At 73.0% G+C, this 12,901-nt stretch carries 13 protein-coding genes; 2 read left to right on the top strand and 11 right to left on the bottom strand.

What is annotated here, in order from left to right; translation table 11 throughout:
- Positions 1-56: 56 nt before the first annotated feature.
- Complete coding sequence (locus AB0J68_RS14140) at positions 57-431, bottom strand: DUF6069 family protein (protein ID WP_363938745.1); 375 nt, start codon at positions 429-431, stop codon at positions 57-59.
- A 204-nt stretch (positions 432-635) separates the two neighbouring features.
- Between AB0J68_RS14140 and AB0J68_RS14135 the strand changes: the two genes are divergently transcribed.
- Complete coding sequence (locus AB0J68_RS14135) at positions 636-1,130, top strand: MarR family transcriptional regulator (RefSeq protein ID WP_354855613.1); 495 nt, start codon at positions 636-638, stop codon at positions 1,128-1,130.
- A gap of 113 nt (positions 1,131-1,243) precedes the next feature.
- Positions 1,244-2,755 carry a PLP-dependent aminotransferase family protein gene (locus tag AB0J68_RS14130; protein ID WP_354855614.1) on the top strand — a complete coding sequence of 504 codons (1,512 nt, stop codon included), beginning with the start codon at positions 1,244-1,246 and terminating at the stop codon, positions 2,753-2,755.
- Here the strand turns inward: AB0J68_RS14130 and AB0J68_RS14125 are convergent.
- The 10 genes from AB0J68_RS14125 to AB0J68_RS14080 are packed head-to-tail and all read right to left on the bottom strand — an operon-like array spanning position 2,700 to position 12,757.
- Positions 2,700-4,160, bottom strand: a complete 1,461-nt coding sequence (locus AB0J68_RS14125) for a UbiD family decarboxylase (RefSeq protein ID WP_354855615.1) — start codon at positions 4,158-4,160, stop codon at positions 2,700-2,702. The genes AB0J68_RS14130 and AB0J68_RS14125 overlap by 56 nt on opposite strands.
- On the bottom strand, positions 4,160-4,525 hold the full coding sequence (locus AB0J68_RS14120) for a chorismate mutase (protein WP_354855616.1): 366 nt from the start codon (positions 4,523-4,525) through the stop codon (positions 4,160-4,162). Before AB0J68_RS14120 ends, AB0J68_RS14125 begins: the two co-directional genes overlap by 1 nt.
- Positions 4,522-4,869, bottom strand: coding sequence for a cupin domain-containing protein (locus AB0J68_RS14115; RefSeq protein WP_234581760.1), 348 nt, complete (start codon positions 4,867-4,869; stop codon positions 4,522-4,524). The genes AB0J68_RS14120 and AB0J68_RS14115 overlap by 4 nt, the downstream gene beginning before the upstream one ends.
- Positions 4,859-5,563 carry a flavodoxin family protein gene (locus AB0J68_RS14110; RefSeq protein WP_355065970.1) on the bottom strand — a complete coding sequence of 235 codons (705 nt, stop codon included), beginning with the start codon at positions 5,561-5,563 and terminating at the stop codon, positions 4,859-4,861. Before AB0J68_RS14110 ends, AB0J68_RS14115 begins: the two co-directional genes overlap by 11 nt.
- Before the next feature lie 56 nt (positions 5,564-5,619).
- Positions 5,620-6,924 carry a TrpB-like pyridoxal phosphate-dependent enzyme gene (locus tag AB0J68_RS14105; RefSeq protein ID WP_354855618.1) on the bottom strand — a complete coding sequence of 435 codons (1,305 nt, stop codon included), beginning with the start codon at positions 6,922-6,924 and terminating at the stop codon, positions 5,620-5,622.
- Between the two features lie 26 nt (positions 6,925-6,950).
- Complete coding sequence (locus tag AB0J68_RS14100; protein WP_363938738.1) at positions 6,951-8,171, bottom strand: MFS transporter; 1,221 nt, start codon at positions 8,169-8,171, stop codon at positions 6,951-6,953.
- Positions 8,162-9,397, bottom strand: coding sequence for an ATP-grasp domain-containing protein (locus tag AB0J68_RS14095; RefSeq protein ID WP_363938735.1), 1,236 nt, complete (start codon positions 9,395-9,397; stop codon positions 8,162-8,164). Before AB0J68_RS14095 ends, AB0J68_RS14100 begins: the two co-directional genes overlap by 10 nt.
- Positions 9,394-10,182 carry a phenylalanine--tRNA ligase beta subunit-related protein gene (locus AB0J68_RS14090; protein WP_363938732.1) on the bottom strand — a complete coding sequence of 263 codons (789 nt, stop codon included), beginning with the start codon at positions 10,180-10,182 and terminating at the stop codon, positions 9,394-9,396. The genes AB0J68_RS14095 and AB0J68_RS14090 overlap by 4 nt, the downstream gene beginning before the upstream one ends.
- A complete protein-coding gene (locus tag AB0J68_RS14085; protein ID WP_363938729.1) occupies positions 10,179-11,468 on the bottom strand; it encodes an MFS transporter in 1,290 nt (429 codons plus the stop codon). Before AB0J68_RS14085 ends, AB0J68_RS14090 begins: the two co-directional genes overlap by 4 nt.
- Positions 11,468-12,757 carry an amidohydrolase family protein gene (locus AB0J68_RS14080; RefSeq protein ID WP_354855623.1) on the bottom strand — a complete coding sequence of 430 codons (1,290 nt, stop codon included), beginning with the start codon at positions 12,755-12,757 and terminating at the stop codon, positions 11,468-11,470. Before AB0J68_RS14080 ends, AB0J68_RS14085 begins: the two co-directional genes overlap by 1 nt.
- Between the last annotated feature and the right edge of the window lie 144 nt (positions 12,758-12,901).

Genomic DNA, 12,901 nt, shown 5'->3' with positions numbered 1-12,901 from the left:
TCCTGCCCCAGGTGGCGCAGGAGAGGCGACGGCGTCGGCGGGGCGGCCGCTGGTCGTCAGGCGGGCCGCGCCCCTCTGCGGAAGCCCAGGATCACGACCGCGCCCACCACCAGATGCATCAGGACAAGGGCGAACCTGGTGCCGGCCGAGGCGTCGACCAGGGACGCGGGCACGAGAGACAGCACGAGGACGGCCACCGCGATCCCCGTCCAGATCGTCGTGGCGCGAGCCGAGAGGCGTTCGAGCACCGCCAGGAGGCCCCAGCCGAGCAGCCCCGCGAGCGCGGACGTCACGAGCACGGCGAGCACCGTGACGTCCTGCGGACCGGAGCCCTGGTCGACGGTGAGCTGCGCGCCGGCGAGGGTCGCGATCGACCACACGGCCACGGCGGCGAGCACGGCGACCACGAGGGCGATGGACCGGTTCCGCACGCGCGAAGCGCCGTCGACGGCTCGGGGAGCAGAGGCTTCCGCAGACATCAGGGGTGACTCCTCAGTAGAGGGATACGGTGTCGAAATCGAACCGTACCAGAAGGTTTTGTTCTCAACTATCTCGTTCTCACCTTGTCCGATGTGGCGCGACAATGCTCCGCTACGAGATAGTTCGAATCACAAACTAGTTGTTAGGCTGCCGCCATGACCACCGGAACCTCGGGGCCCGATGCCGCAGCCCCCGACCTGATGTTTCTGATGTCCTGGGCCACCCACGCGCTGGCGCAGGAGCACGCCGCCGCGCTCTCCGGCCTGGGCATCTCGACGCGTGCCTACTGCGTGCTCGATCGCGGCCGCACCGGTGAGTACACCCAGAGTCAGCTCGGCGAGATGTGCGGCATCGACAAGACGACGATGGTGGTCACCCTCGACGAGCTGGAACGTGCCGGCCTGGTCGGGCGCCGCACATCGACTACCGACCGACGCGCCCGCATCGTCACCGTCACGCGCGACGGCGAGCGGCTGGTCGCCGAGGCGCGGCAGATCGTCACGCGGCTGCAGAGTGACATCCTCGCCACGGTCCCGGCGCGTGACCGCGCAATCTTCCTGGACGTGCTCGGTCGACTGGTGGACGGCCGGCTGTCGACCTTCGTACAGACCGAACGGCGCGCCCGCAGACGGTCCTCCCGGGCAGCCTGACCACCGCTGCGAGGACCCGCCGGCAACGGACAGCGGTCCGTCGTGGACGAGCCCGATTGGCACGCCGGCGCGACTAGACTCGCAGGCGGCGTCGAGCGGGGGAGCATGTCCAGGTGAGTTCGGACCAGCTCCTCGTCACGCTGGACCGCGACAGTTCGGTTCCGTTGCAGCAGCAGCTCTGCGACCAGATCAGTGGGTCCGTGCGGGCCGGCCGGCTGCGCCCGGGCGACGCGGTGCCGCCCAGCCGCGAGCTGGCGCACCAGCTCGGGGTCTCCCGGACGGTGGTGACCCGGGCGTACGAGCTGCTGCGGGCCAACGGGGTGCTCACCTCACGGCGCGGTTCCGGCACGCGGGTCAGCGCCGCCCTGACCGACACGCCGCCACCCGCCCCCCGCGCCGCCCGCGCGCACCTGCGACCCGAACCCCCACTTCCCACCGACGCCGGCAGTCCGCTGTGGAAGCCGTGGGAACCGGCGCCGATGCACCGGCCGGACGGGACGTACGACTTCCGGCACGGCACCCCGGCGCTGGCCAGCTTCCCGGTGACCCGGTGGCGGCAGTCGCTCGCCGACGCGGTGAGCCGGGCCGACGCGGTGGCCCTGGGCTACGGCCCGGCCGAGGGCGCGCTGTCGTTGCGTGCCCAGATCACCGCCCTGCTGCGGCGCAGTCGTGCGCTGGACGCCACCCGCGAGAACACGGTGGTGACCAGCGGCGCCACCCAGGCCATGGACATCCTGGTCCGGCTGCTCGTCGGCCCCGACGACGTGGTGATCATCGAGGACCCGAGCCACACCGTGCTGCGGCAGATCTTCGGCTATTCGCGGGCCGCGGTGGTGCCGGTCGGTGTCGACGAGGAGGGCCTGCGGGTCGACGAGATCGAGTGCCAGGTCCGCGCGCACGGCCTCGACCCGGCCCGGGTACGCCTGGTCTACGTCACTCCGTCGCACCAGTTCCCCACCGGGTTCATCATGTCCGAGCGGCGGCGACGAGCGCTGCTGCGCTGGGCCCGCGAACACGGGGCCACGGTGCTGGAGGACGACTACCACAACGAGTTCACCTTCGCCGAGGAGCGGTTGCCGTCGCTGGCCGCCGACCCGCAGGACGCCGACGTGGTCTACGTCGGCAGCTTCAGCAAGACCCTCTTCCCCTCGCTGCGCATCGGGTACGCGGTGTTGCCGCCACATCTCGTCCGGTCGTTCCTGGGCGTCAAGTGGATCACCGACCGGCTGACCCCGACGCTTACCCAGGAGGCGCTGGCCGAGTTCATCTCCTCCGGCGCGTACGCCCGGCACATCGGCCGGATGGACCGCCTCTACCGGCAGCGGCGCGCCCGGCTGCTGGAGGCGCTGTACGAACACTTCGGCGCGGGGGTGCGGATCTCCGGCACGGCGGCCGGGCTGCACGTGCTGGTGACCCTGGGCGGCGCGCCCGACGTCGGCGAGGCCGAGATCGTGCGCGCCGCCGCCGCGCGAGGCGTACGGGTCTACCCGGCCTCGGGCTACTTCGTCACCCGCCCGCCGACCGAGCCGACCTTCCTGATCGGGTACGCGGCGCTGCCCACCGCAAAGATCACCGAGGGAGTGGCGCTGCTGGCCGCCGCGGTGCGGGACGTGACGGCTCGGTGAAGCGGGGCCGGTGAAAGCGCGCGCTCTGGGCGTACGGGACGGTGCAGTCGAAGACCGCCTTCGCCGTGCGCCCGTCGGCCGACAGCGACGGGGAGTAGCCGGTGTGCTGGCTCGGGTCGAGCGGAAAGCCCTCCCGGTCCGGCAGCACGAGCAGGTCCTGGTCGGCCTGGAAGCGGGTGACCATCGCCCACCACAGGTCCTGATCGGACTCGATGTCGACGTCCTCGCCCACGCACAGCACCAGCTTGGCCATCCGGAACTGCTCCAGCACCGCCTCGGCGGCGGCGCGTACCGCGGCGTCGTCGGACGGGCCGCGCTTGGCCGGCCACTGGAGCACCACCATGAGCTGACCGCCGCCCGCCGTGTGACAGTGCGCCGCCAGGGCCGGCGTCCCCCGGCGGCGCAGCAGGTCCAGCACCGCGGCCTCCATCCCGAAGCCGAGCAGCACCGACTGCTCGTGCCCGGGCCCGGAGACCGCCTGCAGGATCGGGCTCTCCCGGGCGGTGATCGCGGTGACCTGGATCAGCGGCAACGAGGGATGCGCCCGACCCTGGTAGCCGAGGAACTCCGGCGTGGCCACCGTGCCGTGCGCGCTCTCCGGCACCCGGTCGGCCAGCAACTCGCCCTCGATGACGTACTCGGCGTGCGCGATGAACTCGGCGTCCACCGTGGCGCAGGGCAGCAGCTCCACCGGCTGACCGGCGAGCGCGCCGGCCACCGCCAGCTCGTCGAGGTCCGGCGGGACCAGCGAGGTCGGGCAGCAGGAGGACAGCAGCACCGCCGGGCTCAGCCCGAGGTGGATCGCGATCGGCAACGGACGCCCCCGGCGCAGGGCGGCCTGGTGCGCGAGCTCCAGGTCCCGTCCGGGGACCATCCAGATGGTCAGCGTGTCGGGCCCCTGCACGCACATCCGGTGCACGGACAGGTTGCGGACCCCGGTGTCCGGGTCGGTGGCGAGCACCGCGCCGAGGGTCAGGTACGGCCCGGCGTCCTCGTCGGTGAGGACCGGCACCGGCAGCGCGGTCAGATCCAACGGCAGCGTCTCGCGCGGCCAGCGGGACGCGTCGGGGGCGGGCACCGGCGGACGGGGGGCGGCCACCGCGGCGAGCAGCCGGTGCGGCAGCTCGGCCGGCGTGCAGCCGAGCAGACCGGAGGCACGCCGGCGGGTGCCGTAGAGGCCCATCAGCACCGCCCGGGTCGGGCCGTGATCGGGGCGTACCCGGTCGAAGAGCACCGCCGGGCCGGCGCCGGTGGGCGGGGCGGCGGGCGCACCCGCCCAGCGGGCGTAGTGGGCGGAGACGCCGTAGCGGGCGGGCAGCTCCGTGGCGACGCGGACCAGCTCGCCCGGGAGCGGGTCGAGGCTGGCCAGGGCGTGCCGCAGGTCGACGGGCGGGCGGTGGCTCATCACTCCTCCGCCAGTGACGCGGTGGCACGGCGGGCTGCCAGCATGTCGAGCTGCATCCGGGTCAGCTCGTCGATGAGCGCACGGTAGGTGCCGACCGCGACCTCGGGCGGCATGCCGTGCTGGGCGGCCAGGTCGTGCACCCGGCCGAGCACCTGCCGTACCCGGTCGGGTGATCGGACGGTCGCCTCGTCCGTCTTGTGCGCGGTCAGCTCCTGCACCACCCGGGTACGCTCCGCCAGCAGGGCGATGATCCGCTGGTCGAGCGCGTCGATGGCGACCCGCAGCTCGGCGATCCGCGCCGGGCCGTCGGCGCCGCCGACCGGCGGGGAGCCGGCCGGCGGCGCGATCCGGTGCTGATCGCTCACGGCTGCGGGACCTGGTCGATCACGAAGACGACGGTGGGCTCGGCGTCGCTGCCCTGGGACCGGTGCTCCTCGTCGTCGGGGATGACGAAGCCCATGCCGGGGCGGCACGGCACCGACCGGTCCCGGAAGTGGATGGTGAACTCGCCCTGCAGGACGTAGCCGGTGTGCCCGCGCAGGCACCAGTGGTGCTCGTCGAAGCCCGGCGGCAGCTCCAGCAGGCGCAGACGCTGACCCCCGACGTACGAGATCTTGACGCGCCCCTCGGCTCCCGGCTTGTCCCACCTCTCCCACTCGGTGGCCGGGAAGTCGATGCCGACCGGCGCGGCGACCTGCTCAGTGGACATTCTCGATATCTCCTCTGGTTGGGGCGGTTTCGGTACGGCGGGGTCGCGGAACACGCTCGTTGCGGTCACGGCGCGGGAGGACCGGACCGCCGTCGACCCGCTGGTGCCGCTTGAGCAGCTGCACCATGTCGAGCATCCGGTGCACCATCCGCTCCAGCGCGTCGACGCCCTCGACGTCGGTCAGGCCGGGAGCGCCGGTGGTGTTGCGCAGTAGGACGGGGAAGCCGCTGCCCACCAGAATCATCCGGTTGAGCAGCAGGTTGTTGACGATCTGGTTGTGCACCGAGGAGTCGCTGTACCGGCGCCCGGTGACGATGATGCCGCCGACCTTGTCGGCCAGCGGCCGGGTGAAACGCAAATAGCCGACGCCCGCCCGCTCGATGAAGACCTGCATGAGGTGGGCGAGGCCGAAGCCGTGCACCGGGGCCGCGTAGATCAGCCCGTCGGCGCTGGCCATCTGCTCCACCAGGGCGGGGACGTCGTCGTCCACCTGGCAGGGCAGGGTACGGCTGTTGCAGTCGCCGCACGGGCTGCACGGCGAGATGCGGTGCTCGCGTAGCGCGATGGTGCGCAGGATCGCGCCCCGCTCGGCGATCAGCTTGCCCGCGTACGCGATGGCGTGGTCGGTGTTGCCACCGGCCCGTTCCGATCCGTTGATGGCGAGGATGGTCGCTGCTTCGCTGTGCAATGGCACCCCCGGTGCTCGTCGCGAAGGGTGGACGCCGCAGGGGCGCCCACCCCCTTGCGAGGTCAGTCCGTCAGTTTCCCGGCGAAGTAGTCGATGTAGGCCTGCATGTCGAAGTGGCCGTGCCCCGAGAGGGAGAAGACGATGGCCTTCGACTCGCCCGTCTCCCGGCAGCGCAGCGCCTCGTCCACCGCCACCCGGACCGCGTGGGTGGACTCCGGGGCCGGCACGATCCCCTCGCTGCGGGCGAACAGCACGCCCGCCTCGAAGCAGGCGGTCTGCGGCACCGCCCGCGCCTCGATCAGGTCGATGTCCCGCAGCGCGCTGACGATCGGCGCCATGCCGTGGTAGCGCAGCCCACCGGCGTGGATCGCCGGCGGGTGGAAGTCGTGGCCCAGGGTGTGCATCTTGGCCAGCGGGGTGAGCCCGGCGGTGTCGCCGAAGTCGTAGTCGTAGCTGCCCTGGGTCAGCGACGGGCAGGAGGCCGGCTCCGCCGCGACGAACCGCACCGTCGGGCCGCCCCCCAACTGGCGGCGCAGGAACGGCAGCGCCAGCCCGGCGAAGTTGGAGCCGCCGCCGGCCGCGCCGACCACGATGTCCGGGTAGTCGTCGGCCATCGCGAGCTGGAGCAGCGCCTCCTGCCCGATGATCGTCTGGTGCATCAGCACCAGGTTGAGCACCGAACCGAGGGCGTACTTGGCGGCGCCGCCGCTGGACATCGCCGCCTCCACCGCCTCGGAGATGGCCAGGCCGAGGCTGCCGGTGGAGTCCGGGTCGGCGGCGAGGGCCGCCCGGCCCGCCCCGGTACGGTCGCTCGGGCTCGCGGTGACCGACGCGCCGAACGTCTCCATCAACCCCCGCCGGTACGGCTTCTGGTCGTAGCTGATCCGCACCATGAAGACCTCGCAGTCGAGGCCGAAGTACGCGCAGGCCATCGAGAGCGAGCTGCCCCACTGGCCGGCGCCGGTCTCGGTGGTCAGCCGCTGCACGCCGTCGAGCTTGCTGTAGTACGCCTGCGGCACGGCGGTGTTCGGCTTGTGGCTGCCGGCCGGGCTGACCCCCTCGTACTTGAAGTAGATCCGGGCCGGCGTGTCGAGGGCCTGCTCCAGGCGACGGGCGCGTACGAGCGGGCTGGGCCGCCACTGCCGGTAGATGTCGAGCACCGGCCCGGGGATGTCCACGTCCCGCTCGGTGGTGAACTCCTGCTCGATCATGCCGGTGGCGAAGAGCGGTTCGAGATCCGCCGCGGTGATGGGCTCCCGGGTGCCGGGGTGCAGCATCGGGGGCAGTCCCTTGGGCAGGTCGGGAACCACGTTGTACCAGGTCGTCGGGATGTCACTCTCGGGCAGCACGAACTTCGTCGCGGTCATGGCCTCTTCCGATGCGGGGTGGGGTGTCAGGGACTGGCGGTGGCCGGTTCGGCGAGTGCCGGCACGGGCCGGACGGCCGGTCGGATCCGCAGCGCTGCGAACGCGACCATGCCGACCACCGGGGTCAGCAGGAGCAGCAGGAGAACGGGACGGTGTCCCTGGGTCTGCCAGACGAAGCCGAGACCCATCGGCACGACCAACCGGGCGGAGCTGAGCACGAAGGCGTTCAGGGCCATGAAGCCGCTGACCCGGTGCTCCGCCACGTGGTCGGCGATGTAGGTGGGCACCACCACCGACGCGATGATCTCGCCGAGGGTCCAGACCACAGTGGAGAGCAGCACGGCGGGCAGCGAGAACGCGAACACCAGGACGGCCATCCCGGTCGACCAGAGCAGGCCCGCCACGATCAGCAGGACCCGGGTCGAGTACGCCTTGATCCGCTTCTCGATCAGCAGGCTCGCGCTGACCACGACGACGCTGTTGATGGTGTAGACCGCCCCGACCAGCGCCACCGACGAGTGCAGCACTGTGGTGACCGCGAGGGGCAGCGTGTATTCCAGACCGATCAGCGGCGCGACGTAGCAGAACGAGACGAGCACCAGCACCGCCACGTCGAGGTCGCGCAGCAGCCCGGCCCGTCCGGTGCTCGCGGTCGACGACGCCGTCTGGGCACGCCGGGTGTCCGCCGGCACGAAGAGCCAGATGGTCGCCGCCGCGAGCAGGCCGAGCAGGATGTTCCCGGCGAACATCAGCTGGTACGAGAAGGCCGCCGCGAACCCGCCGAGCAGCGGGCCGACCCCCATGCCGAGGTTGTTGGCGAGGTAGCTGACCGTGTACGCGAAGGGCCGCTCACCGGGCTCGGTCAGGTCGGCGATCAGCGTGTTCGCCGCCGGCGCGAACATCCCCATCCCGACCAGCGCGACGAAGAGCAGCACCGCGTACGTCCAGGTGGGACCGTTGACCAGGGCGAGGCCCAGGTAACCGGCCGCGTTGAGCAGCAGGCTCGACACCAGCGCGGCGCGTCGGCCGGCCCGGGCGCAGACCGGGCCGCTGAGCAGGCTACCGGCGAGCAGGCCGGTGCTGCCGACGGAGATCAGCACGCCCGCCTCGCCGGTGCTGAGGTGCCGGCTCTGCACGAGGTAGACCGCGAGCAGCGGGAACACGAACATGCCGGCCCGGTTGATGAAGGAGGCGTAGACCAGCATCCGCAGCGGGCGCGGCAGGGCCCGGAACCGGGTCAGCCACATGACGGCTCCCCCACCGGCTCGGTGCGCACCTCGAAGGAGTCCCGGATGACCTTGAACCGGGCACGGACGTCGTCGAAGTCCCGGCCCTCGCAGACGTACCAGCCGAGCACGTCGTTGGAGGCGGTCGGCACGGCGAGCACGTCCCCGACGGTCTTCCACACGTCCGCGTCGCGCACCGCGTCCAGCGCCCGCAGCTCGTCGACCGTGGTGATCGCGGTGATCCGGCCGTACCGGTCGGAGCAGAGGTATTCGGTGCCGATCTCCGGGCCGAGGGTGGCCGCCGGCACGTGCTCCGGGTCCAGTTCCAGGCGGCACCACTCCCCCGCCAGGTTGATCCCCCGGCCGGCCTGGATGGCGGGGACGATCGAGCCGCCGCCGGCCCGTGCGGCCGCCTCGCCGAAGACGACCTCGCCGTCGTCGCGGAGGAAGAACTCCACGTGCGCCACGCCGGTACGCATCCCGAAGCCGCGCAGCACGGTGGCGCTGGCGGCCAGGATGCGCCGCTCCGCAGGGGTCAGATCGTGCTTGCGGGAGACCGTGCCGCCGGGCTCGTCGCGGAACTCCAGGACCGAGTACGTGTAGCGGGAGAGCTGCTCGAAGACCACCTCGCCGTCGCGCAGCAGCGAGTCGACGTGGTACTCGGCGCCCCGGACGTACTCCTCCACCCGGTAGTCGTGCCGGTCGTCGGCGATCAGCGGCCACACCCGGGCCAGGTCCTCGGTGGAGTCCACCCGGTGGGTGTCGCCGCAGGCCCAGCCGGCGTACGGCTTGATCACCACCGGCCAGCCCGCCTCGGCGGCGAACTCGGCGACCGCCCCCACCGTCTCCGGGCGGCACGAACGGGCCACCGGCACGCCCAGCTCGGTGGCCCGGCGGTGCATCACGTTCTTGTCCCGGAAGGTCAGGGCCTCCTCCGGGTCGAGCCCGTCGATGCCGTGGTCGCGCCGGCAGTACGCGGCGGTCAGCACGTCACCCTCGAAGAGCGGGAAGATGCGCCGCACCGGGTGCGTGGCGAGGATCGTCGCGACGACCGAGCGGACGGCCTCGGTGTCGTCGAGGTCGGCGTGGTAGCAGGGCAGGCCGGCGGCTTCGGCGGCCGGCTGCCCGGTCGGCAGCAGCGCCACGGTGGTCACGCCCAGCTCGGCGGCGGCGGCGACCACGCTGCGGAACTGGGCCGCGTACCGGCCGGCCGCCGGCCGGTAGATCACCAGGATCGCGCGGTTCACGGACGACTCCCCTGGTGGTTGCCGGCGGAGCTGAGCGGGCCTGCGGTACGCAGGACGGCGCTTGTCGTTCCTGCGTCGAGCACCGCCTCCTGCCGCGGGGCGTCGGACAGGTCGTCGAGGGCGGCGGTCAGCCGGGCCAGCGCGTCCACCACCTCCGCCCGGCCGCCGGGGTGGGCCGACTCGACGGTGAGCAGCAGCCGGTGCCGGCCCAGGTCGGTGCGGACCAGGTGTCCCTGCCGCCAGTTCCAGCGCCGGGAGTGGGCCCGCCCGTCGGCGTCGGCGTAGACGACCTCGCCCGGTTCGGGTCGCTCCGGCGCGTCGGGCACGCCAAGGGGCAGGAACGTCTCGGTGCCGTCGGCCGGTCGGACGACGAGGTCGGTGATGCCGTCGACCGCGCACGAGGCCACCGGCAGCGCCGCGCCGAGCGAGACGGCGTTGCAGAGGTCGACCAGGGCGTTGATCCGGGGCAGCCGGTCGCCCTTGGCGACCCTTCGGGCGATCGACTCGGCGGCGCAGGGGAACCGGTTCGGGTTCACTCCCACCGCCCGGTACGCCTCCCGCCACGCGGCGATGCCCGGCAACTCGGCCACCCCCGCCTTGTCCAGGTCGGCCGCGTGCAGCGCGTCCTCGGCGGCGGTCAGCAACGCCGTCACGCGGGGAGGCGCCGGGGCGACCTCGATCGCCGGCAGGGCGAGCACGCCGAGGACGTAGTCCGGCACTGCGGTCAGCACCCGGTCGTCGATGCGGACGGTGAGGGTGTCCGCACCGTCGCTGAGCTGGGTCATCGTGATCCTCGTGAGGTTCGGGTCCGATTGTCGGTCCGACCGTACGCAGCGCGACGACCACCGGGTGTGGCCAATCCGGGGTGATCCGGTGTGGCCAATCGGGCGGTCGGTGGCCGGTCGTCGCGACTGCCGGCACGGGTCCGCGCGCCGAGCAGCGTGGTGCCCACCGCCAGGACGCAGAGCGCGGCGCCGACCGGCCCGAGCAGGTCGAGGGCGTCCGCGCCGCCGTGGCGCAACAACCGGTTGCCGAGGAAGCCGCCGAGGGCGATGCCCACGAACGTGGCCGAGGAGTTGAGGGACAGCAGCAGCGGCCCGGAGGTCGGCGCGATCGTGAAGAGCCGGTGCTGCTGGGCCGGCTGCGTGGCCATCGCGGTGACGCCCCAGGCCGCCATGGCCAGCGCGGCCGGAAGCAGCGCCTGCCGGGTCAGCGGCAGCGTGACCAGCACCAGGGCGAGCCCGGTGATCGAGACCACCAGGACCGGCAGGCCACCGAAGCGGTCGGTGGCCCGCCCGCCGAGCACCGTCCCGGCGACCGCCGGCACACCGAAGATCAGCAGCAGCACCGCGAGCAGGGTGCCGTCGCCGTCGGTGGCCGGCGCGAGCAGCGCCCCGACGTACGTCAGGGCGAGGTAGCCGCCGGTCATGAAGAGCGCGGTGGTGAGCACCGCCAACCCGACGCGGCTCTCGCGCACCGGGGCGAGCCGGGCTGCCAGCGATGGGCCGGGCGGCAGCGCCAGCCTCGGCAGGCCGACCAGCACCGCCACCGCGCAGGCGGCGCCGAGGGCGGCGAGCAGCCAGAAGGTGGCCCGCCACTGCAGGTCGGCGGCGAGCCAGGTGCCGAACGGCACCCCGGCCACGGTGGCCGCGGAGAGGCCGCCGAGCACCACGGCCATGGCCCGGCCACGCCGCTCGGGCGGGGCCAGCGCGGCCGCCGACGCGGTGGCGGCGGGGACGTAGAGCGCGGCGCTGACCGCCGTGAGGACCCGGGCCAGCAGCAGCAGCGGCAGGTCGGGGGCGAGCGCCGAGGCGACGTTGCCCAGGGTGAACCCGACCAGCGAGATCACCAGCACGGTACGCCGCTCCAGCCGGCCGGCCAGCGCGCCGAGCACCGGGGCGGCGACGGCGTACGCGAGGGCGAAAACCGTGCTCACCCACCCGGCCGAGGCGACGCTCACCCGCAGCGTGCGGGCCACCTCGGGGAGCACCCCCGCGACGACGAAGGTGTCGGTGCCGATGGCGAACGCCCCGACGGCGAGCAGCGGGACGACCGGCACGGACCGCCGCATCACGCCACTCCCGCCGGCTGCCCGGCGCGGTAGCGGGCGGCGTCCCCGGCGACCACCCGGCCGCCCAGCAGCACCAGCTCGATCGCCTCCGGCCGGCCCAGCACCGTGATGTCCTCGGCCGGGTCGCCGTCGGTGACGACCAGGTCGGCCAGCCGGCCCGGCTGCACCGTGCCCGCGTCGTCGCCGCGCCCGGCCAGCCGCGCGCCGTTGGCCGTGGCCCAGGTCAGCACCACCGGCGCGGGAATGCCGGCCATGGTCACGTACGTCTCCAGCTCCTCGGCGTACCGGCCGTGCGGGGTCCAGGCGAACCCGAAGTCGTCGCCGGCCACGATGGGGATGCCCATCTGCACCATCAGCGGCAGGATGCGCAGGGTGTTCTCCACCTCGGCCTGGAACTCGAGCGTCTCCAGGTACTCCGGGGTCTTGCCGTGTCGCGTGCCGGTGGTGAGCAGCCGGTACGGCTGGTGCAGGCTCGGCACCACGAAGATGCCCCGCTCGGCGATCGCCTCCAGGGCCGCGTCGTCGGCGTACGTGGCGTGGTCGATCACGTCGACCCCGGCGGCGATGGCGTTGCGGATGCCGCCCAGCCCGCGCGAGTGCGCCCGGATGCGGACCCCCCGCTCGTGCGCCGCCCGCGCCGCGATCACCAGCTCCTCGGCGGTGAACAGCAGCTCGTGGGAGCGGCCGTTGGGGAACGTGTCGTCCCCGGTGGAGAAGACCTTGATGATCTCCGCGCCCTGGTTGACCTCCGTGTCGACGTACTCGATCAACTCTTCCGGGGTGTCGGCCAGCCGCATGAGGTCGCTCGGGATGCGCTGCTTGACCGCCGGGTTGCGGCGCTCCGGCGGACCGGACACCATCAGGTCCCGGCTGCACGGGGTGATGCGCGGGCCGGGCAGCTGGCCGGCGTCGATCGCCCGGCGCAGCGCCATGTCGATGCCGGCCACCGAGCCGGCGCCGACGAAGGCGGTGTAGCCCAGCCGCAGCATCGCCGCCGCGTTGGCGGCGGCGCCGAGGGTCACCTCCGGGATGCTGTACTTGAACAGCATCTCCCGACCGTCGAGCACGTTCAGGTACGCGATGTGGGTGTGGCCGAGCGTCATGCCCGGCATGACCGTCCGGCCGTCGAGGTCCAGGACGTCGATGTCCGGGTCGTGCAGGGGCGCCTGCGCCTCGGGTAGCACGGCCACGATGCGCTCGCCGTCGAGCAGCACGCTGTGGCGCGGTCGGGAGGGCACCCCCAGTCCTTCCTGGACGGTGGCGCGGTGCAGCAGCATTCGTCGGGACACGAGGCGTCTCTCCGGTTCTCTCGGTGTCTGGTCTCAGCGGCGGCCGAACAGGGTCCACACGATCTCGGCGCCCGGACGGCGGGCCACCCACCGCAGGCCGTGGCCGTCGACCCCGGGCGCGTTGGTCACGGCGACGCCGGCGGC

The sequence above is a fragment of the Micromonospora sp. NPDC049580 genome (assembly GCF_040675595.1).
Lineage (GTDB): Bacteria > Actinomycetota > Actinomycetes > Mycobacteriales > Micromonosporaceae > Micromonospora.
Note: the sequence above shows the minus strand (reverse complement) of the source record. Positions and strands in the feature narration are given on the sequence as shown.